The 22,050-nt window shown below is 57.9% G+C and carries 18 protein-coding genes; 12 read left to right on the forward strand and 6 right to left on the reverse strand.

What is annotated here, in order from left to right; all coding sequences use genetic code 11:
• The first annotated feature begins 20 nt into the window (after positions 1–20).
• Positions 21–1,163: a glycosyltransferase family 4 protein gene (locus ACQY6T_RS10005; RefSeq protein WP_428630639.1), complete on the forward strand. Its 1,143-nt coding sequence runs from the start codon at positions 21–23 to the stop codon at positions 1,161–1,163.
• Here the strand turns inward: ACQY6T_RS10005 and ACQY6T_RS10010 are convergent.
• From ACQY6T_RS10010 to ACQY6T_RS10030, 5 genes are all read right to left on the reverse strand, one after another.
• Positions 1,157–2,320: an outer membrane beta-barrel protein gene (locus ACQY6T_RS10010; RefSeq protein WP_428630640.1), complete on the reverse strand. Its 1,164-nt coding sequence runs from the start codon at positions 2,318–2,320 to the stop codon at positions 1,157–1,159. The two genes, ACQY6T_RS10005 and ACQY6T_RS10010, sit on opposite strands and share 7 nt — an antisense overlap.
• A 65-nt stretch (positions 2,321–2,385) precedes the next feature.
• Positions 2,386–2,964: a polysaccharide biosynthesis/export family protein gene (locus ACQY6T_RS10015; protein ID WP_428630641.1), complete on the reverse strand. Its 579-nt coding sequence runs from the start codon at positions 2,962–2,964 to the stop codon at positions 2,386–2,388.
• A gap of 75 nt (positions 2,965–3,039) precedes the next feature.
• Positions 3,040–3,927, reverse strand: a complete 888-nt coding sequence (locus ACQY6T_RS10020) for a sulfotransferase family protein (protein WP_428630642.1) — start codon at positions 3,925–3,927, stop codon at positions 3,040–3,042.
• Positions 3,924–5,156, reverse strand: coding sequence for a DegT/DnrJ/EryC1/StrS family aminotransferase (locus ACQY6T_RS10025; RefSeq protein WP_428630643.1), 1,233 nt, complete (start codon positions 5,154–5,156; stop codon positions 3,924–3,926). Before ACQY6T_RS10025 ends, ACQY6T_RS10020 begins: the two co-directional genes overlap by 4 nt.
• Before the next feature lie 2 nt (positions 5,157–5,158).
• Positions 5,159–7,225, reverse strand: a complete 2,067-nt coding sequence (locus ACQY6T_RS10030; protein ID WP_428630644.1) for a polysaccharide biosynthesis protein — start codon at positions 7,223–7,225, stop codon at positions 5,159–5,161.
• 400 nt (positions 7,226–7,625) lie between these two features.
• On the opposite strand from ACQY6T_RS10030, the gene ACQY6T_RS10035 reads away from it, so the two are divergent.
• From ACQY6T_RS10035 to ACQY6T_RS10070, 8 genes are read left to right on the forward strand one after another with little or no spacing between them, the layout of a single operon-like run.
• Positions 7,626–8,822: a glycosyltransferase family 4 protein gene (locus tag ACQY6T_RS10035; protein WP_428630645.1), complete on the forward strand. Its 1,197-nt coding sequence runs from the start codon at positions 7,626–7,628 to the stop codon at positions 8,820–8,822.
• Positions 8,823–8,824: 2 nt separating this feature from the next.
• Positions 8,825–9,736: a methionyl-tRNA formyltransferase gene (locus ACQY6T_RS10040; protein WP_428632624.1), complete on the forward strand. Its 912-nt coding sequence runs from the start codon at positions 8,825–8,827 to the stop codon at positions 9,734–9,736.
• Entirely contained in the window at positions 9,729–10,412 is a 684-nt protein-coding gene (locus ACQY6T_RS10045; protein WP_428630646.1) for a PIG-L deacetylase family protein, read from the forward strand. Before ACQY6T_RS10040 ends, ACQY6T_RS10045 begins: the two co-directional genes overlap by 8 nt.
• A gap of 43 nt (positions 10,413–10,455) precedes the next feature.
• Positions 10,456–11,799, forward strand: coding sequence for an O-antigen ligase family protein (locus tag ACQY6T_RS10050; protein ID WP_428630647.1), 1,344 nt, complete (start codon positions 10,456–10,458; stop codon positions 11,797–11,799).
• Positions 11,796–13,175 carry a lipopolysaccharide biosynthesis protein gene (locus ACQY6T_RS10055; RefSeq protein ID WP_428630648.1) on the forward strand — a complete coding sequence of 460 codons (1,380 nt, stop codon included), beginning with the start codon at positions 11,796–11,798 and terminating at the stop codon, positions 13,173–13,175. Before ACQY6T_RS10050 ends, ACQY6T_RS10055 begins: the two co-directional genes overlap by 4 nt.
• Entirely contained in the window at positions 13,165–14,376 is a 1,212-nt protein-coding gene (locus ACQY6T_RS10060) for a glycosyltransferase family 4 protein (protein WP_428630649.1), read from the forward strand. The genes ACQY6T_RS10055 and ACQY6T_RS10060 overlap by 11 nt, the downstream gene beginning before the upstream one ends.
• Before the next feature lie 2 nt (positions 14,377–14,378).
• Positions 14,379–15,236, forward strand: a complete 858-nt coding sequence (locus ACQY6T_RS10065) for a sulfotransferase domain-containing protein (RefSeq protein WP_428630650.1) — start codon at positions 14,379–14,381, stop codon at positions 15,234–15,236.
• A gap of 12 nt (positions 15,237–15,248) precedes the next feature.
• On the forward strand, positions 15,249–16,367 hold the full coding sequence (locus ACQY6T_RS10070) for a glycosyltransferase family 4 protein (protein WP_428630651.1): 1,119 nt from the start codon (positions 15,249–15,251) through the stop codon (positions 16,365–16,367).
• A 21-nt stretch (positions 16,368–16,388) separates the two neighbouring features.
• Here the strand turns inward: ACQY6T_RS10070 and ACQY6T_RS10075 are convergent, their stop codons facing one another.
• Positions 16,389–17,690 carry a UDP-glucose dehydrogenase family protein gene (locus ACQY6T_RS10075; RefSeq protein WP_428630652.1) on the reverse strand — a complete coding sequence of 434 codons (1,302 nt, stop codon included), beginning with the start codon at positions 17,688–17,690 and terminating at the stop codon, positions 16,389–16,391.
• Between the two features lie 245 nt (positions 17,691–17,935).
• On the opposite strand from ACQY6T_RS10075, the gene ACQY6T_RS10080 reads away from it, so the two are divergent.
• From ACQY6T_RS10080 to ACQY6T_RS10090, 3 genes are all read left to right on the forward strand, one after another.
• Positions 17,936–20,269 (forward strand): GumC family protein, encoded by a 2,334-nt coding sequence (locus ACQY6T_RS10080; RefSeq protein WP_428630653.1) that lies wholly within the window; start codon positions 17,936–17,938, stop codon positions 20,267–20,269.
• Between the two features lie 65 nt (positions 20,270–20,334).
• Positions 20,335–21,057 (forward strand): metallophosphoesterase family protein, encoded by a 723-nt coding sequence (locus ACQY6T_RS10085; protein WP_428630654.1) that lies wholly within the window; start codon positions 20,335–20,337, stop codon positions 21,055–21,057.
• The gene (locus ACQY6T_RS10090; protein WP_428630655.1) at positions 21,054–22,046 is read left to right on the forward strand and encodes an ATP-grasp domain-containing protein; all 993 of its coding nucleotides are present in this window, start codon (positions 21,054–21,056) and stop codon (positions 22,044–22,046) included. The genes ACQY6T_RS10085 and ACQY6T_RS10090 overlap by 4 nt, the downstream gene beginning before the upstream one ends.
• Positions 22,047–22,050 lie beyond the last annotated feature (4 nt).

The raw sequence follows: 22,050 nt of genomic DNA on the forward strand, positions 1-22,050 counted from the left end.
TTGCCGGGAGGCGCGCCCATATGACCGACCCAATTACGATCTGTTATCCTATGGCCGGTGACAGCCTCGGTGGCAGCCATCATTCGCTGCTCGGCTTGATCGAGGGGCTCGATCGCACACGGTTTCGGCCCATTATGATTTTAGAGAAGCCCTCCGGCCGCTTGGCGGAACATTTCTCTTCCTTTGAACAGATAGCGGATCCCGCTCCGCCGTCGGATAGCTTTGCCGTTGGCCGCGATTTCACGATACGGCGCTTCGCCTCTACATTTCGCGGGTTGCGCCGCCGGTCGGCGTTGCTCAGATCGGTCAACGCGACGGTGGTGCATACCAACGACGGCCGCACCCACGCGACATGGGCGTTAGCGACCAAGATGGCGGGACGAAAGCTGCTTTGGCATCACCGCGCCGACCCCACGGCAAAAGGTCTGCGCTTTGTCGCTCCGTGGGTTGCCGACCATATCGTAACCGTATCGCACTTCTCCCTGCCAAGGCGGCCATTGACCGCAGCAGCACGCAACGCCGAGGTCGTTTTCAGCCCCTTCGAAACGCAGATCATGGTCCAGCCAGTCCGCGAGCGCCTGGTTGAAGAAATAGGGGCATCTGCCGACACGATTATCTGTGGCTATTTCGGGAGCTTCATCGACCGGAAAAGACCCCTGATGTTCATCGAAGCCATCGCAGCGCTCAAGGCGTCCCAAGGTCGTCCGGTCAAAGGCGTCATGTTTGGCGAAAGCACATATCCGGAACTCGAGGTCGCGATGCGTGAGCGCATACGCCTTCCCGACGTATCAGGATCCGTTCACTTGATGGGCTATCGATCTCCGGGCGCCGATTGGATTGCGGCTTGCGATTTCCTTCTGGTTCCCGCGGTTGACGAACCGTTGGGACGAACGCTGGTGGAAGCGATGCTGGTCGGAACGCCTGTCGTCGCGACCCGGTCTGGAGGCAATCCAGAGGCCATCTTGGACGGGATTGGCAGCTTGGTGCCGCCCGGCGACCCCCATGCGGTCGCCAAGGCTTGTATCGAGCTGCTCGACGACCCCGGCGCCACCGCGGCAATGACCGCGCGTGCCAAGGTCAGTGCAAAGGATCGGTTTTCGAGCGCCAGGCACATTGACGCGATTACACGAATATACGAACGCCTCGCTGCGGACGCTCAGTAACGAAATCGGAGCGAGATGCCGCCGCGAAATCGCTCAAAGCCTTCGATGGGGTCGTCGCTGCTGCGGTGCTGGTACGTGGCAAAGCCGACAAGCGACATCCCCCGCCTCAGGAGCCATTCGATTTCCAGGTTGGGCCCGATCGTCCGCTCCTTGATGCCCGATCCCAAAAATGTGGATTCGCGAATAACAAAGCCAAGGGTGCCATAAAGATTATGCCGGGCCTCCTGCTGAATCGACAACGATGCGCGCTTATCCGAACGCGCAATCGCGCCCAGTCTGAAGGTAGCGACATCGCCGGCCGATATGTCGAGAGTGATGGCGGTCCGTCTTCGCGGTCTGACGATCAACGAGACGTCCGCGGAGAGGCCGCTTCGCCCATCAAGCGTCGGGTCGGATGGATTGAGCCGGAACAGGCCGATGCCGACCCGCCCCTGGACCAAGCCCTCCCCTTTGGTTGAGAAACCCAGACGCCCGCCGATCGTCGTCGCGTCCTGATCGAAACCCGCAATCGTCACCGGCAACCGGAAATTCCGGTTGTTTACATAGCCGGTGACGGTCCCGTAAACTTGGCTGCTTACGCTATAACCAAGGGTCAGCGAACCAATCAGGGACGTGAAGTCGCGTTCGGAGTTGCTAAGGCCAAGAACATCGTACTTTCGCACCGCCGTATCCGCCGCCACGAATATCCTGCCACCTTCGTGGCGATACTGTGCCTGCGCTTCGAGCAAGTTCGTAAGCCGCGGGCCCGTCGACTGGAGATTCAATGCTTCGGGGTCGCCCCGATCTTCGACGAGGCGAGACCATCCGCCCGAAAAGTTGAAGCGATGCGAAGCCGACGGTTCCCAGAACACTCCGATTTCCGTTGACGCCGTCTCGGCATTCTCGGACGTCAATGTTGCCATGCGGCGAATGCTCGTCTTGCCTGTGGCGCGCAGCTCCACATTCCCGATTTTCCTTCGTGCTTCCAAGCCCGCCGACAGTCGGAAAACGGCGTCACTGCGTTTACCAGTGGACGACGCATAGACATTGTCGTCGGCCGTCAGCATGGTTTCGACTTCGGATCTAAGCTGGAAACCGGCCACGTCGAGCCCTGGGGTTTCATAGTCCTTCAGGTCTGCGGATACGAGTGGAGCGGTCTGGCTCACCGGTTCGGCCATTGCTGGCACCGAGCCTAGAAAAGCTGCGGCGGGGCAGGTCAGCGCGATTAGAGGAGGCCGGAATCTCAAAACCATTTCTCCATAATGCGAACCCGGTCTCCGGGCATGACCACCGTGTTTTCATCTGCTTTTCCGGTGGTCGCTTCGCCATTGACGACCCGAATGATGGTCATCGACTTGGAGTTGGCGCGGTACGTATATCCGCCCGCCATCGACACCACGGAAAAGATTGTCAGTCCATCGCGGAAATTATACTCGCCGGGCCTGTTGACTTCGCCCAGGATATAGACCGGCCTCAGCCCTATCGCTTGGATTGTCACCGTCGGTCGAACCAGTATTTTTTGCTCCAGAATCACTTGAGTTATGGCAGCTTCGGCTTCGCGAAGCGTTAGACCCGCGACCTTTACCGCTTTGATCAGCGGCAACGAAACCACCCCCGTTTGATCAACCAGATACTCGCCGTCCGCCCCTTGCAAGTCAGGAATGGAGATACGGATCTTGTCGCCCGATGCGAGAGGATATTCTAGAGATTCTGTGGCCGGAACAACACTGAGGCCGGCATTTGCCGAAGTGCATCCGGTAGTCGCCGTCGCAAAGGCGATCATAAGGAAAAAGGACATCGATCTTTTAAGTACGCTGTGCATTTCGCAACTCCCGCTTCGTCAAAGTTCGCCGGCAAACGATCGGGCCAAAAGCTGTGGCTCCACCGAGAATCCTCGTCATCGGGCCGCTACTTGGTTTCGCAGCACCGCGTGATCCGTCCCGCCATTGGTCCAGTGTGTAAGATCGCGGCCGAGCATCGCGCCAAGATCGGCGATATCCTCCGCGTAAAAGTCGCTAAGCCGCTCCCGCAGGTCCGCCGAAAGTGGCGGATATGCGATCTCGCTGGCAAAAATATCGCGCGCCGTCTCAAACCAGGTGGATCCTCGTAAAGGGGCCACCAAACCTTTGAACGGCGACAATGCTTTGCGGAATGGCATCGGCAAGAAGCGCTCGGAGCCATCGTTTGCGCGTTTTGTGGACTGCCCCAAGTCGAACACCGGATCGACTCCCAGATGCCGGGAAACCGAATCGACTACCTCCTTGGCATCCTGCTTCACATCGTCGAACAGAATGGCATGCAGTTGCTCTTGCGGAAAATAGTCCAGCCATCTTCGCATATGTTCTGCATAGAGTCCGTCATTGAGGAACCGAGGTTGCGAACTATCGCGCGAGGTCAGATAATCTTCTGGCGCAAGCCGCACCGTTCCGCGCCGATACAGCATCTTGTAATCCGAATAAGCGCGTTCAATCGGATTACGAAACTGTACGACAAGCCTGGCATTGGGCACCATCGCGGCCAACCGCTGTGCCGCTTGGGGATGCGCCAGATAGTCTGCCGACTTTTCCCCCAACAGCCTGCCGGTTGTCGCATAGGTATCGAAGAAGCTGCGGTAATAGCTTTCGCCTCGATGATATTCGCTACTGAAATAATGTGGTTCCGGATCGGGCATGTACAAATGCGGGTTCACCTGCAGTTGCTCGAGCAACCAAGTCGTTGCAGCCTTGACCGCGCCGATGATTAAAAAGGAGGGCCGCCAATCGGTTGATGCTTGACCCGCGTTCATTGCAAAATCCCCTTCAGGGCATCAGAAATCTTGCGCATGTCCATTTCGTTTAGCAGATGATCGACCGGGAACATGATTGTCCGCGCCCCCAGTGAGTTGGCATTGGGCAAATTTCCATCGCGGCGAACAGGTCTTCCATCGAACGCCGCTTCCTTGCTCATGTCCGGGCAAGAACCACTCCCGCATTGAATCCCTACCCTTGTCATCTCACCGATGATGTCCGACCGCGTCAGTCCCGCCGGCAGCCCCGTCTCATCGATCAGAGCGTAGAATTTGTACCAAGCGTGCTGACCATGCGGGTCTGGCTGGTCCGGCAAGAGGCCCGGCAGCCCCGATATCTCAGCGGCGAGCGTTTCGGCGTTCGAACGGCGGCGATCGATCCATTGCGGTAATTTGCGCAATTGAGCGCGGCCTATCGCCGCCTGCATTTCAGTCATGCGGAAGTTGCTCCCAAAGCTCTGGTGAATATAGCGAAATTCACCAGGAAGGCCGGTTCCTTGGGGGCGATGTTCGGGAGGCTGCTTGCCATGGTCTTTAATCGCCCAAGCGTTTGCCCAGACTGCCTCGCTCTTGAATAGGACCATGCCACCCTCCCCGCCCGTTGACATGATCTTGTCCGTGCAGAATGAGAACGAAGACGCCGCGCCGAAAGATCCTACCGCACGCCCTTTGTAGCGCGCGCCGTGCGCCTGTGCGCAGTCCTCAATGAGCAATAGCCCGTTCGACATGCATATTTCGTTCAGCGATTCTAAATCGCATGGCCGACCGGCAAGATGGACGCAGACAATGGCCTTCGTCCGCTCAGAAATCATCCGCAAGACCGAAGCGGGGTCGATGTTTTGTGAGTGAATTTCGACGTCGGCAAACACTGGCTCTGCGCCGACGGCAACCACTGCGCTCGCAGTCGCAAAGAAACTTCGTGCCGGGATGATGACTTCGTCGCCTGTCCCGATACCGAGCGCGCGAAACGCAATTTCGAGCGAGACGGTACCATTAGCAACCGCGATAGCGTGCGGCATGCCAATGAAACTGGCGAACTCTCTTTCGAACGCCTTATTCTGTTCGCCATGAACCAGGGCGTTGACCCGCCCGCTGCGCAGGACCTCAGTTACCGCGGCGATCTCGTCTGGTTCATACATGGGCCAACTCGAACTGACCGCCAACGGCGACGTTCTCGGCTCTGCGATCGGCCGGGAGATCAAATTGCTCATGTCGATCAAGCTAGCCATCGTCAGTTGTCCTGGACTAACTGCAGACCGTGACCGCTGCCATGCCAAGACGATTCATTCTGCAGGAAATCATGAAACGTGAAATTACTGCCCGGAAGTTCGACCAACGCATGCGTCAGTCTGCAAGCCTCCTCACGAAGACCACTTTTCACCGCGCGCGCGAGGTCGTCGATCGCTTGACCGATCACGGGAAGTGGTATTGCACGTGAGCAGGCTTCAAACAGGTTAGGCATCTGAGACTCCACCTGCTGCTCGCATTTATCAAACAGTTCCTCATACAGCTTCTCGCCAGGCCGCAGGCCGACGAACTGGATTGGCACGTCCACATCGGGTTCAAGCCCGTGCATTTGGATCATACGCCTTGCCAAATCGACGATTTTGACGGGATCACCCATGTCGAGGACGAAGATGTTGCCGCGCGCCAGACCATTTTCGAGCGAACGGGAGCTCGACTCAAGAATCAGCTGGACTGCTTCGCCCACGGACATGAAAAATCGCTCGATATCGGGGTGGGTCACGGTGAGCGGACGTCCCTCCATCAGCTGCCGCTTGAAAAGCGGCACGATCGATCCGCTCGAGCCAAGCACGTTTCCGAAACGTACCGTTATGAACCGGGGAGCCCCCGGATCGTCCACACCACAAAGGTCGAGCGACTGACAATACAGCTCCCCTACCCTTTTGGTCGCGCCCATCATGCCCACAGGATTGACGGCCTTGTCCGTCGAGACCTGCACCATTGCGCGCGCAGAAAATTCGGTGACGGCATTCGCTATGTTGCGGGTGCCGATAATGTTCGTGTGAATGCCGCCCAGCGGATTTGATTCGACCATTGGGACATGTTTAAGCGCGGCGGCGTGATAGACGACCGACGGCAAATGTCGCGCGAACACACCGCGGACCTCGTCCGCATCGCGAATGCTGCACAGTTCGACTTCAATTCCAAGGTCCGGAAAGCTTTCCCGAAGCCGCATCTCGATAGTATAAAGATGGAATTCGCTGTGATCGAGCAACACCAGCTTTGAAGGTCGGAAGGCCGCGAGTTGCATGACAAGTTCGCTGCCGATCGTACCGCCAGCTCCGGTAACCAACACGCATTGCCCAGAAATTTGACGCTGGATGATATGGCGTTCGATTGTCCGCTCGCTACGACCCAGTAAATCCGCGATCGGCAGCCTATCAGGATCGAGCCCCGGCAATTGCAGCCTACTTGCGGGGTCGCCTAGCTTCAGAATCTCGATGTTATGGTTTTTCGTGAACTTGTTGATCCGAGTCATATCTCGAATGCTCACACTGATGCTGTCCTCGCCCAAAATCACCATATCTGGTTTGCGATCTCGCTCGCTCAGAAAAGCTATCACCTGATTGAGATTTTCGATCCCGCCCAACACGGGCACTTTCGCCAACTGCGAAATGGTCCTGTCGTCACCAGGCAGCAGCAGCCCTACGATCTTGACATGCGATGCAGGATTCGCACCGAGCATCTCGAGCACTGCAAGCGACCATTCGGGATCGCCGATCAGCAGGGCGGTTTTCAACGAGTTGTCATTAGCCGAGACAATCGCGCCAACCTGTTGCCGACGGCTATAGGACCGTGCCGCTCGCCGGCACGCGCGCATCAATTGCATCGCCATTATCGATACGCAGAAATGCAGCAGGAGAAGGAAAAGGATACCGAAACCACGGCCAGCCTGACCAGAAAAGACCGCCGTGGCGATCCATCCGGTGCAAAGCCCGACGAATGATGTGATAACCATCGAAATCGTGTCAGAAAACGACACGAAGCGCCAGCTTCGGCGGTACACGCCAGCGAACAGAAGCACCAACGATGCGGCGACCGAGATCGCGAACCCGTTTGTCATGGTCAATATCGGCGCAGCATGGCCGTCAGCGCCGGCGACTGCCGTCAGCAGCAAGAAGGAAGCAAATATCGCCGCAAAGTCGAGAACCATCACGCCGACTGTGCGAAGCGTGCGCTTGCGATAAGGAGAAATCCACAACGAGGACAGATCTCTCCGTTCCGATCGGTTGTGGACGAGCAGGTCTATTCGATTTGCAAATGCCTGAATCATTGCCTGCCCCTGTCCAGATCTTCGGCCACCGGCTCGAACATCGCGAATGAAATCGATGTCCGCGCCAATTCGGCGAGCGAAGTCCGGTTCATCTATTATTCGATCCCGATTTTATTGAACTGGACGCGTCTCGTCGCATGCTCTTGCTGGCGATAGTCGAAAGGGTCAAAATCCGGCCGAATGGCACGCAGATGGCTCGAAAGGGGAATGCAGCCCGCCCGAAAGGGACTGTCGCATCCCAGGCTGGGGCAGTTTTGACCGGCCAAGAGGATAACTACTTATTGTCGAATTGCGCGGGGAGGAGCGATCGCCCATTCTGGTCAGGCGACGATATCCAGAACGGCCTACAATTCCCGTGAGCCCGCGCAGCGAAGGTCCACGACAGTGGAAATAGATTGAGATGAAAATCCTTGTTTTTTCAAGCCTTGCTTACTCGCTCGTCAACTTTCGGGGCGCTCTACTCACGCGCCTGATCGACGAGGGACACGAGGTTGTAGCTGTCGCGCCCGACCAAGATTTCGAGGTTTCCGCGTGGCTGAAATCGCGCCAGATCAGACTGACGACGGTCGCGATGGACCGTGCAGGCGTCATGCCGCTGCAAGATCTCAAAACTCTTTGGGGGTATATCCGCTTGATCGCAGTCGAGAAGCCCGACCTCATTCTCGCCTATACGCAGAAGCCGATCATCTACGGCGGGATCGCGGCAAGGATTATGGGAAACGTGCCCTTCTTCGTATTAATGTCGGGACTTGGCTATCTTTTCAGCCCTGACGGAGCGAAGCCCGGTCTTACTCGATCCATATTCCTGCGCCTCTACCGAGAAGGTGTGCGCAGGGCGCGCAAGATTTTCGTGTTCAACAAGGACGATCGGGCCGACATGCTGGCGGCGGGGATCATAACCCCCCGGCACGATGTCATTCGCGTGCCGGGATCAGGAGTGGATACGCGCCATTTCCAACAACAGCCCCTTCCAGAGAAGGGCCTGCATTTTCTCATGGTTGGGAGGCTGATGCGCGACAAGGGCGTATTTGAATTTCTTGAGGCCGCGCGGCGGATCAACGCCGAAAATCCCGAAGTAGCCTTCAGCATTCTGGGGCGTTCCGAAACGTCGAATCCCACAGGATTAAGCGGTGAGGATGTTGCGCGCCTGCAGCAGGAGTATCCGGTCGATTTTCTTCGCGAAACGACTGACGTCCGGCCCCATCTGGCTCAGGCATCGGTGTTCGTGCTGCCATCCTATTATCGCGAGGGCTTGCCCCGCACGATACTCGAAGCCATGGCGACCGGTCGCGCGGTGATTACCACAGACATGCCTGGCTGCCGCGATCCCATTGAGGACGGCATCAACGGGCTTATCGTGCCGCCGCGGGACATCGATGCGCTCACCGCGGCCATGCGCTCGTTCATCGCCGAAAAGGGTCGGGCTGCGGCAATGGGCGGCAACGCACGCAAAATAGCCGAACGCGACTATGATGTGGCGAAGGTCAATGCGACCCTGATCGCCCATATGGGGCTGGATGGAGACCGCCCCGTCCAAAAAGACGCAAGCAGCGCCGATCTGCGCATTCAACCCGCGATGGCGGTGGATAATTTGTGACGATGCGAGCGGTTCTGGTCGGCGCCGTAGCAAGTACGGCCGTCGCGCTCCAAGCTTTCGCGAGATCGGACTGGGAGCTCGCCTTGTGCGTGACGTTACCTTCTGAAAAATCCGAACGTCATTCGGATTTCGTGGATCTCGCGCATGACGCGCGAATGGCCGGCACAGACATGTTCTTCACCACGGCGACAAATGATCCCGCGACGGTGGAGGCGATACGGGCCGCCCGCCCTGATTTCATTTTCGTCATTGGCTGGTCGCAAATCTGCGGCGCCAATTTCTTGGATATCGTGCCGGGCAGGGTCATTGGGTATCATCCGGCCGCGCTGCCGCGCCTGCGGGGACGCGCTGCAATTGCATGGACGATCCTCCTCGACGAGAAGATCACGGCCGGATCGCTCTTCTACATGGCCGATGGCGTCGACGACGGGCAGATACTCGACCAGCAATATTTCCACGTGGCGCCGCGCGAAACCGCTTCTACGCTTTATGCCAAACATATGGCTGCGCTCGAACAGATGCTCGATCGAACACTGGTCCGCCTTGCAAAAGGCGAGGCGAAACCCGAACCGCAGGACGACTGCTGTGCGACTTATGCCGTCCGGCGTACCTCTGCGGACGGATTGATAGACTGGCGTCAGCCCGCGAGAGATATCGACCGGCTCGTCCGCGCTGCCGGCAGGCCTTATCCGGGCGCTTTCACAACGGCTAAGGACGCGAAGCTCACGATCTGGGCCTCGGAGCCCGTTGACCCGCCCCTTCCGTACCATGCCGAACCGGGCCAGCTCGTCGCCCACGATAACGATGGCCTATTGATTCAAACGGGGTCGGGACAACTTCGCGTTTCCGAATGGTCATGGGAACTGGTCGGAAGGCCACCGATGCACGGCTTGCTGGGTCGCGGCCATGGATGACCTGCGCTACATGGGCAATACGCTGGTCATCGCTCCTCATGCGGACGATGAAATATTGGGATGCGGCGGCACCCTATCACGTTTGGCCGCCGCCGGTTGCCCGACAACGGTCGCCATCGTGACAAAGGGGACCGCTCCCCAATTTTCCGAGAAACTGGTGTCGCAGATTTATGCCGAAACAAAGGCCGCGCATCATCTTGTCGGAGTCGGCAAAACAATTTACCTCGACCTGCCTGCCGCAGCGCTCGATACCGTTCCAGCCGCCCAGCTGAATGCGGCGCTTGCCGGACTGATGCAGGACGTTGCCCCCGAAACGGTCTTCGTCCCGTTTGTCGGTGACATTCATATGGATCATCAGTTGACGTTCTTGGCGGCCTTGGTCGCGTCTCGCCCACGCCATTTGGGGGCGCCTCGTCGCATCTACGCATATGAGACGCTGTCGGAAACAAACTGGTATGCGCCCGGCATCACCCCGGCATTCATTCCCAACGTATTTGTCGACATCTCGAAGACGCTGGAAACAAAGCTGGACGCCTTTCGTTGTTTCGCGAGCCAGGTCCGCGAGTTTCCGGACGAACGCTCGATAGAGGCGATCCGGGCACTCGCCATCATGCGCGGCGCATCGATGTACCTCGGCGCCGCCGAAGCCTACATGCTGGTCAGGCAAATCGACTGATGCTCCCGTCCCTCACCTTCTGTCTGCGCCGAAAGGACATCCGGTGACCCCGTCGTCCCCGCTATACCATGGCGCGTTCGAACTGGACCGCTCCCTGCTGAATCGCAACTTTGAAAGGCCCGAGCGGCTTGGTCGGATGTTGCTCGGAGCGGCGTGCTTCTTCCTATGCTGGCATATTCTTCGCTCGCAAGCGCTGAACTTTTCGCTGTCGGATCTCCTTTTTCTCATCTGCTTCTTGATCATGATAGTGCGGAACCGCCTTAATATCATGGCGATGCAAGCGATGACCGCGCCGTGGCTGATTTCGCTTTCGATGATGCTGGGGGGATTGCTGCTCGGCTCGATCTTCAATGGCGATCCGCTCCGATGGCTGAACGTTGCCAGCCAGTATCTTTTCGGTTTCCTGCTGCTGCCGATGATCCTGATGAGTGAGGATCGCGATTGGGTGCGCCGCTGTCTGGTCTATTTCGTATATGGCGTCGTGATTGCGCAGCTTATCGCGCTGCTGGCCGGTGAATTCTTGCCCTACGAACAGACAAAGGAAATCTTCAGTCCACGGTTCGTGACGGGGAATGGCCGAATTGGAGGAATGGTCTCAGACGCCAATCTCAACGGCGGGGTCGTGGCTTATGCCATAATCGCCTTGCTCAACGGCTATCATTTCGGACTGATCCGTCCTTTCCTGACGCTGTGCCTCGGCACGATCCTCATCTGGTCGCTGCTAGCCAGCGCCAGCTTCACGGCATTTTCCGCAACTTGCGTTGCGCTCACCGTTTACTTCCTGCTCTCAAATCCCGTCCGGTTTCTGAAGTTCGGTATTCCCCTCATCTTGCTTTTCGTGGCTTATGTTGCGTTCGACATGCCCTTGCCAGCAGCGTTCACCGATCGCGTGTTGGGCGCGGTGCTGTCGGGTGATCTCAACCAGGCGGGAACTTTCACGCAACGATCGGCTTTGATCGCCGACGCGTGGAACATGAGTAAAGATACACTTTTTGTAGGATTGGGGGTCGACGAATTTCGCAAAGCCAGTTCGTTCGGCATTCCGGTACATCAACTGTGGCTCTTGATGCTGACCGAGGGTGGCGTGTTGTCGCTCGCTGGGCTTGCTGCAATGTTTGCCGTTCTCGGCGTGATGGGGATGAAGGCGCTCGGCTTTCACCGTGAAGATGGCGCGACGGTCCTGGCAATGCTTGCGATCCTGATGATCTTTTCGACATCAATCCCTCATATGTACAACCGCTTGTGGATCGCACCGCTCATGCTGGCCTTGGCCGCAGCATTTGCCCGCCCCAGCTTGAGATTCTGGGCGGCCGACGGTGGCGAAGGCGAGCCGTTTGAGCCTTTGGAACATCCCATCAACCTTTCCGCGCAGGAGCGACGATCATGACTGTGCGTTCACAATTGGCCGATGGCGGCATCATCACCGAAGGGTGTGAGGCTGTCCCGGCGCAGGCCAAAACAGGTATCGAAAAGGGCTGGCTGAAGAATATCGCTCATCTGGTGTCGGGCAGTTCGGTGAATGCCATATTGATGCTTGTAAGCACGACGATCGCGGCTCGTACATTAGGGCCCGCAACATATGGCGCGCTCGCACTCATCCTCACGGTGGGCAGGTTAAGCGAACGGTTGCTGCGATTTGAATCGTGGCAACCGCTGATCCGGTTTGCCGCATCAGCCGATGTCAGCGACGACCCAAAGCGCATGTCAGAGCTCTATCTCTATGGCTTGTTGCTGGATGTCGGCACGGCAATCGGCGCGGGGCTGCTGACGATCATCGTGGGGTTTGCGCTGATGAACGCAATCGGCCTCAAACCCGAGCATATGCCACTCATCGCCATTTATGCCTTAGCTATTGCAACGAATATTCGCGGCGTACCGACAGCGGCGCTTCGTTTCGACGGCAAGTTTCGCACCTTGGCCTATGTGCAGCTGTTGTCCTCGATAATTCGTCTCGGCTTGGCAGTTGTCGCTCTTTACCTGGGTTTCTCGCTCCTCGAATTCGTTATCATCTGGACCGCCTGCCAGATGTTCGATTCCTTGCTTTTCCTGTGGCTTGGCATGCGGACGATCCGCAAGCAGGGAATCCCCAGCCCGCTACGCGCGAACTTTCGTCACCTAAAGCACCGTTTTCCCGGCTTCATGGGCTTTGCATGGTCGACCAATGTGTCGAGCACGCTACGCACCCTGACACAGGAAGCCGATACGCTCCTCGTCAGCGCCTTCGCCGGCACGGCCTGGGCGGGACTTTACCATATTGCGAAGCGTATCGCCAAAGTCGCGCAGCAGGTGGGCGCGATGATGCAGGCTGTCGTCTATCCCGATATGGCAAGGATGTGGGCGAACAGCGATTTCGCGTCCTTTCGCTCTACGATCGTACGGTTGCAGGGTATATTGGGGTTGATCGGGCTCGGCCTGCTCGCGATATTCTGGTTACTCGGCGACTGGATTATGCGCGTCGCTTTTGGCCCTGAATTTGCCAACGCCTATCCCCTTCTCCTCGCGCAACTTGTGGCGGTCCTGCTGATCATGCATGCGGCGCCTTCACGTTCTGCACTGCTTGCGATGAACCGGCCCGGGTTCGTCCTGCAAGTGGCGATCGCATCGACAATCCTGTTCTTTGCGACGGCATGGATCACCATGCCTCAATTCGGCGCATTGGGAGCGAATTTTGCCCACATCGCCTTTGCGGCCTTGACCGCGGTCGCAATGGACATCGCCATGTGGCGACAGATTCGATCAACATCTTCTAGCCATGAAATATAGCGACATGCCGACACAAACACGGACAGTCGATATGGCTCCGCCGCTTGCGCACCCAGTCGCGAAGACAGCCTCCACAGCGCCGCATATCACGTTCCTTCTTCCCGGGCTGACGGCGGGCGGCTCGGAGCATGTCGTCAGCTTCGTCGCCAACCGCCTCGTCCGATCAGGCCTCAATGTCAGCATCGTGTCGTTCGAAGCCGACGGGAGCCCACCCTATTATCGCACGGACGATCGAATTCGGATCGATTACCTCGCTGTGCCGGTCGCCAAGAAGGGCGCCGCGAGTGCGATGTTCGACATCGTGCAACGGGTCCGGCGTCTGCGCGAAGTCCTGAAAGCTCGACATCCCGACATCGTCGTCAGCCTGCTCACCCGCTCGAACGTGATCGCGGTATTAGCGGCCAGACCTCTCGGAATTCCGGTGATCGTTTCGGAACGAAACAATCCCCTGCGGCAAAAACCTGGCCTCGTCTGGCGTCTATTGCGCCGCTATACTTATTCGCGCGCTTACGGCCTCATCACGATGACGCGCGGCGCTCTCGAGTGTTTTCCCCCGTCGATGCGACCGCGCGGCTGGGTGATTCCGAATATGGCCGATTACCAGGATTGCAAGCCGCGTTTCGACAACCGGACCAAGATCATGACGGCCGTAGGCCGGCTTGTCGACCAGAAGGGGTTCGACCTTCTGATCGAGAGTTGGGCGCAGATCGCAGAGCGGCATCCAGATTGGCGCTTGCGGATCTGGGGCGACGGTCCCGACCGCGCCGGACTACAAGCTCTGATACAAAAACTGGGAGTCCAGGATAGCGTCGAAATGCCGGGTATCAGTGACGCGCCTGGACAATGGATCGAGGATGCCGACGCGTTCGTGCTGAGCTCCCGTTTTGAAGGTTGGGGACTCGTGCTTGGCGAAGCCATGGCTGCGGGGTTGCCATGTGTATCCTTCAACTGCTCCTTTGGCCCTGCGGACATGATGACAGACGCTTATGATGGCCTGCTCATCGAGGAAGGCAATGTCAGCGCAATGGCGGCCGCTCTCTCGAGAGTAATGGGCGATCGCGAGTTGCGCGTGCGGTTGGGAACCAACGCGGCGGCGGCTGCCGATCGCTTCGCGCCGGATGCGATCGGCGGCATTTGGGAAACCACTATTTGTGATGCCCTCGAAGGAAACCGGATAGCGAAACAGACTGGGAGTGGTTGACCGTGGCGCCTGAATTTCTGAAATCCGCCTACCGGCGCGTACGGCGCCTTCGAAACCGAAGGTTCCTCGAACGCGCGACACCATCGGTGTCTGCGTTTCTTGTATCCTATCCCAAGAGCGGCAGAACGTGGCTGCGTTATCTACTTTCCTGTTATTTTGCCAAGGTCGCTGGCCTGGGTTTCGAGCCCGACCTGCGCAGCACTTTCCGCATCCTTCCCAATTTCGACCGCGACGCTGAGCGAGGCTTGCCGGCTTTTCTAGGTCGCGAGCTGAATGTCGTCCTGCCCCTCATTGCGGTCAGTCACCGGCAGTTCGATGCGCCCTTGTTCTCGAAAAGGCCTACGATCATCCTCGTGCGTGATCCCCGTGATGTATGCGTGTCGGCATATTTTCACGAAACCAAACACAAACAACGCTTTTCCGACACGATAGGCGAGTTCATTGAGGATCAGGAATATGGGGTTCCGGCGATCGTCCGGTATCACAACGGCTGGGCCAAAGGCCTGGCGGAGAGTCGGTCACTCGTTGTCAGCTATGAGGAGATGAGTAGCAGCACAGATGCCGTTGTGAGGCGCATCCTCAACTTTGCGGGGGTGCCGATCGACGAGACCGCGCTGGGTGAGGCTATCGAAAAGGCCCGCTTCAGCAAGATGCAGAAGACCGAAAAAGAGACAGGAATTCCCGGCCACAATTATGACCGCGGCGACGGCGACAGTCTCCGGGTCCGAAAGGGCAAGGTCGGCGGCTATGCAGATACGTTAAGCGACTCCGACGCGTTTCGCGTACTGGAAATCTGCCGCAACAGCATGATCCCCGAGGCAAAGCTTCTGTTGCGGCAGAGCGGCGTCGTGCTCGACTGAGCCGGAGCGCGAATGCACATCGTCTCGATCCTGACTAGCCTGACATCGGGCGGCGCAGAGATTCTCGTTGTGAATCTGAGCAAAGAATATGTTGCGAACGGCCACCGCAGCACGGTGGTCGCATTGGTTGATGCGGAAAGCGTCGGCAATTCGGCCGAGATGGAACGCAATCTTCGCGAGCGTATCGTTAGTGATGGCGGAGCTTTCCGGTCGTTACAGCTTCGCGCAAACCGCAACCCCGTGACCGGCTGGTCGAGGCTGCGCAAACTTTTCGCGTCTTTACGGCCCGATATTATCCACGCCCATACGGCTCGATCCCTTCCGATGCTCTATCCGGCTCCGAGGACGTCGAGAGTGGTTCTGACGCACCATAATAGCAGGCTTGGCTTTTCGCCCCACATGTTCAAGCTTTTCGACCGCGTCGTCGATACCTATGTCGCGATCAGCAAGGAAACCGAAGAGTTGTTTTCCCGGCACGCGCGCAATCCCGTCGTTCATATTCCAAACGCCGCGAGCAGAAGCTTTGCCGCTGGGCGGGCGCGCGATCGGATCGAAGGCAAACCCCGAATTTTGAGCGTTGGCGCCGTTTCCGCTCAAAAACATTATGATCTCCTCATCGAAGTAGCCGCGGACATGGTCAGCCGGTGCTCGGCGAGCGACATGCCCACATTTCAAGTCGCGGGCGGTGGAGCAGCTCTCGAGGCCATGCGCGCGCTGGCCCGCGACCGAGGCGTGGGCCAGCATGTGCTGTTTTTGGGCGAGCGATCGGACATTGCCGAACTCATGCAAAACAGCGATCTCTATTTAAACACGTCGCGTTACGAAGGGATGCCGGTTGCGCTACTCGAAGCCATGGCAAGCGGCTTGCCGATCGTCGCAACCCGCGTACCCGGCAACAGCGAGCTGGTCGTAAATGAAAGAAACGGTTTTCTGTGTCCGCTCGATGAACCAGCGCACATCGCGGGAGCGATAGCGCGGATCACCGCCGACGAAACGCTATACGCAGCCTGTTCACGCGCAGCGCTCGAAATGTCGAGCACGTTTTCGATCGAAGCGACCGCCAACCGTCACCTGACATTGTACCATCGCCTGGCCGCGGCGGCGGGATTTTCGGGACCGGATGCGAGTTAGGCGCGTGCGCTCCGTGCGGCGCTATCGGCCAATGCTGAGATAATTGAATCCAGCCTTCGTACAGTCGTCGACGCGATAGATATTGCGCAAGTCAGCCAGTACGTCGCCCCGCATCGCGGCTTTTAGTTTTTTGAGATCGAGCGCGCGATATGCATCCCACTCGGTGACGATGACGACGGCATCGGCACCTTCTGCCGCCCGGTACGGGTTGTCGACCATCGCGACGTTGGGCATGATGAGCGCTGCTTCTGCCATTCCTTCGGGGTCGTGCGCCTCAACGACTGCTCCACTATCCAGCAGGGCTTGGACGATGGCGATTGAGGGAGCGTCGCGCATGTCATCGGTGTTTGGCTTGAAGGTGAGGCCGAAGAGGGCGACCTTGCGGCCGCGACCGTCCCCTCCCAACGCATTGACGATCCTGCGCCCCATGGCGCGCTTCCGAAGATCGTTCGCCTGCACGACCGCTTCGACGATCCGTACCGGCGTATCATTGTCCTGCGCCGTTTTCAGCAGCGCCAGCGTGTCTTTGGGAAAGCAGCTACCGCCATAACCCGGTCCGGCGTGGAGAAACTTGGGGCCAATACGGTTGTCGAGGCCGATGCCGCGAGAAACATCCTGCACGTCGGCACCGAGTTTTTCGCAAAGATCGGCCATTTCGTTGATGAACGTGATCTTCGTGGCGAGAAAAGCGTTCGCGGCATATTTGATGAGTTCCGCCGAGCGGCGACTGGTGAAAACTATGGGCGATTCATTCAGGAAAAGCGGGCGATAGACGCGCTGCATCACATCGCGCGCCCAGTCGACATCGGTACCCACGACGATGCGGTCTGGGCGTTTGAAGTCGCCAATCGCCGCGCCTTCGCGCAAAAATTCGGGATTCGAGACGACCGCGAAATCAATATCCGGTCGCACTTCGCGGATGATGCGTTCGACTTCGTCTCCCGACCCAACGGGAACAGTGGATTTCGTAACAATCACCGTACACGATGCGACGGACTCGCCGATTTCCTGTGCCGCTGCATAGACATAGCTGAGGTCTGCATGGCCGTCGCCACGGCGCGACGGCGTGCCGACGGCGATGAATACCGCGTCAGCGTTTGCCACCGATCGCGCTATGTCTGTCGAAAACCGAAGCCGACCGGCGTCGGCGTTCGACTTTACCAAAGCCTCGAGACCTGGTTCGTAGATCGGCATCACATTTGCGTTCAATCGGTCGATCTTGCCCTCGTCCTTGTCGACGCAGATGACGTCGTGGCCAAAATCCGCAAAGCAGGCGCCCGAAACCAAGCCGACGTAACCTGAACCGATCATTGTGATTTTCATCGACGCTATCCTGAAGCCCTGAGTACATCGAACCGACTATGCTGGACCGCGCAACCCAACAAGGCACTATAAGGGATGATCGCGAAGCGCAGCGCCCGTCGCGTGGCGCAAAGGGGGTAGTCCAATTAAGCTAGGCGCCTCCCCCCAATATCTGTCGCCGCCCCCCAGCCCCGCAGGCTATACCGTGTTCATTATCAGGCTCCGCTTGCGCAGCGCATCTGCCGACGGGGAAATGGGGTGAAGCCGTGTCAAATCTTGTTGTCAGCCGCAACAACCCGACCCACTTGGGTTCGGTTCGGGAATCCAGCCAATATACTCCTGGCGCTTATTCCACGACCCTGGAACAATCGGGCGTCGGCGAATTTGTCAATGTGCTCCATCGGTACAAAAAACTGATTTTCTCCATCATGGCGGCGATAACGCTCAGTGCGCTATTGTGGCAATTGACGCGGCCGACGCTGTATTCAGCGACAGTATCGGTGCAGGTCGAACTGATTGACGCCGCCGGGGTCAATCAGGCTGATATCATAGCAAAAAACAGCCAGCGGATCGCGAACGAGATTAAACTGCACAAATCGAGAGCGGCAGCGGATCGCGTCGTAAGAGATCTCGATCTCTATAATCGGGCAGATTTCAAGAATGACGTTGGCGGGACGCTCAATGGAAAAAAAAGGCAGATGGTGCTGCAGGCAACGGACGCTTTGCTGGAAATGGTCGATATAACATCGTCCGAGGGGTCTGATCTCGTCGAAATCACCGTGAAGTCGCGTTCCCCCGACCTTGCCGCGCTGATTGCCAATCAATATCCGCTCTCGGTGCAGAATATTCGCACTAAAAAGATCAGGGAACGCACTGACGAGTTGATCCATTCCCTTGCCGAGAATCAGGCGCAGCTTGCCGCAAAGGCCGAAGAATCAGCGCGCGCCGTTTCGAATTTCCGAATTTCCTATGCCATGCTGCCCGGAACCGCGACGATCGAAGATCTGCAGCAAATCAATCGTATCGCCGTCGAGGCAATCTCGGCGTCCGGGCAAAGTGCGGCGGCATCGGCCCGCAGCGCCGGCGTCGTGACGGCGTCGCGGATTTCGAGCACCGCAGGCGCGTCCAATGCGACAACGCAGGTGCTGGAGCGCCAAGAAGCCGAGCTCGCCTCCCAATTGGCCAGCAAGTCGCAGACCTATGGCAGTGCGCACCCCGAAATTGTCAGTCTGGGAGCTGCATTGGCTCAGGTGCGCGGAAACCTGAGCTCGGCGCGGGCGCAAGCGTCGTCAGATGCTGCATCCCTTGCGAACGCGGAGGGCGCCCGGATGGCCCAAATGGCGCGGAGCGATGCGGCTGGCGCCGCTTCGCGAGCAGGTCTCTTGCGCTCGCAGCTCGGCGGGATGACGCAAAAGGCGTACCAGAATATTCGCGATACGGTTTCGCTCGATGTCCTGACCCGCGAAGCCGACCAAGCAGCAGATGCCTATAACCAGATTACACGGCGCCTTTCGGAAATCAGGGCAAAAAACCCTCTCGAAGGCGTGAACTCTACGGTTATCTCACCCGCGACGGTCAACAAGCGTGCCGTGTCACCCGAACCCTTGAAGACCACAACGCTGGCTTTCTTGGGATCGTCGATCATCGCATTTCTCGTCGCCTTTGCGATCGACCTGTTCGACAACAAGCTTCGAACGTCGGCGCAGATAAGGAAGTTATTCGGACTGCCAACCTTTGGCATGCTGCCACTAATCGACGACGATTTTGGGGATAAGATCGAGGATAGCCCAGTTCTGCAGAAGCCGCAGTCGATCTTTGCAGAAGTGTCGCGCGCCGCTTATTTCGATGTGAACGCCTTAGCACCTTCAGGCGAGTCCCAGACGGTACTCGTGACCTCGCCGCTGCCCGGCGATGGGAAATCTGTCGTCTCGGTTACGCTGGCTGCCGCAGCGATGGCGTCGGGCAGGCGCGTCGCAGTCCTTGACCTTGACCTCCGCAAAACCGGCCTCATCCAGCGACTGAAGCGCGCCGAGACGCCAGATCTCATCGACATTTTGAGGGGGCATGTCGATTTCGACAAGATCGCACTACCGATGCTCTCATCGCCTGAAGAAGATAAGATGGAAAGCATCGGGACCGAGACCGAGGTCGATTCCACCCGGATTGCACTCATCAGCGCCACCAAGCCCGTCGCGGAACCGGCTGTGCTGCTGGGCTCCAAGGCGCTTCAGATTTTACTTACTGACCTTCGCGCCAAATTCGATTTCATCGTCATCAACGCCCCGGCGACCTTGGCCGTAAAAGACGCCCGAACAATGTGCAGCTTCGCTGACCACACACTGGTCGTCGCGCGATGGGGTAGAACGACAATCGGGCAGATGAGCGCTACGATGGAGTTGCTTGGTGGTGACCGGGTCGCCGGCGTGATCTATGACCAAGTCGACTATGAAAAGCATGCCAAAGGCCGTTATGGCGACGCCATCCAATATTATTCGGAATCGGCAAGCTACTATAGCGACCCAATTCCCGCTCGAATGGGTTTCGCCGATCGAATTCGCCGACTATTCGGGCGCGGTCCGTACGCTGCGTCAGCTTATTGAAGCAGGCGTCTAGGCCGTGACGTCGCCCGCTGGATGCAACCGGACCTCTGTGCGAGCCTATTAACATGCGAATAGCCGTGATCAGCGATATCCACGCCGCGTTCAAGCCCTTCGCTCAAGGGCTGGCGGACGCTCGCTCGGCCGGCTTTGACCAACTCGTGCTACTCGGCGATCTTTTTACCTATGGACTTGAGCCACGCGAGTGCGCCGATCTGGCAGCGGAAGCCATGGCCAAGGACGGCGCCGTTCTGGTCCGCGGCAATCACGACCAGCTCTACATCGATCTGGAGAGAGGCGTAGGAGACTATTTCGACCGCTTGCCAGATTGGATTCGCGAGTCAGTAGAGTGGACCTGGAATAGTCTGAGCCAGCAATGGCCCCGCTCGCTTTCCTCCGTTGACGAGTGGGCGACCGGTGATCTCCTGATGGCGCACGCAAATCCATTCGGATATGGCGACTGGACCTACCTCTCCGACGAAGCGACATTGGGCAGGGCAGCCAAAGTCTGCGCGACGAGAGGCTATCGGCATGGGATTTTCGGCCATTTGCATCGCCAGATGCATCACGCCACTCGCGATTGTGAAATCCATGTCATCGGTTCGATCGGACAACCCAGATCGCGGGACGATCCGTCGCCGCATTGGGCCATGGTTGAAACGACGGACCACGGCATCAAAGTTACTCGCCACGATGTTCGCTTCGACACGGCTGGACACTGCGCCGCCGTCAAAAGGCATCCTGCCTTTTCCGACAGCACCAAGCAAAAATTATGCGGATTTTTCGAATGAAGAAGATTGTGGTGACCGGCGCAGGCGCCGTCTTGGGCCAGGGGATCATCAAATCCTTGCGAGCTGCATCTTTACCCTGCGAAATTCTTTCACTGGATCCAAATCCGTTATCGGCGGGACTGTACTGGACCGACCGCTCGATGCTGATACCAATGGCGAGCGATCCTTCCTACGCATCGGTGATTGAACAAATCCTCAGGCTTGAGTCTCCGGATGCCGTTCTCGTTGGGACGGACGTCGAACTGGATATCTTCGCCAAGCATCGGCACGCGTGGGAAAGTAAATTTGGTACCAAGATCCTCGTAAGCGACGAAAATGTTGTGGAAATTGCAGACGACAAATTCGCCACCGTCGAGTTTTTGGAACGACATGGCCTGTCGCATCCACAGTCGGTACGCGGCGAAGATGACCACGCCCTTGCCCAGCTTATTGAAGACGTCGGGTTTCCGCTGATCGTCAAACCACGGCGAGGTGCCCGGGCCGTTGGCGTTTCCATGGTCCATGACGTCGCTCAATTGACGAACGCGCTGGCCGGCCGCTCGAATCTCATCGTGCAGCAAATGGCGGGCGAGGAGGACCAGGAATTTACCGCGGGCGTTGTGTACTTCGACGGAGCCGTACAGGCGTCCATCATTTTGCGCCGCGACCTGCGCGACGGAAATACCTATCGCGCGTACTCGGGAGATTTCTCAGCGTACCGGGAATATGTTCACGATATTGCAAGCGCGTTGAAGCCGCACGGCCCCGCCAACTTCCAATTCCGGGTGGACGGGAAGGGTGTGCCGCGACTTTTTGAAATCAATGCCCGATTCTCTGGGACCACGCCCATGAGGGCCATATTCGGTTTCAACGAAGTCGATCTTTGCTTGCGAAAATTGTTGCTGAACGAAGATGTTGTGGAGCCGAAAATCCGCGAGGGCACGGTCGTCCGCTTCCTCGAGGAGCAGTTTATCGATGAACGAAAAATTCCTTGGGCAACGGAACGATGAAACC

The organism is Sphingopyxis sp. (genome assembly GCF_965279725.1).
Taxonomy (GTDB): Bacteria; Pseudomonadota; Alphaproteobacteria; order Sphingomonadales; family Sphingomonadaceae; genus Sphingopyxis.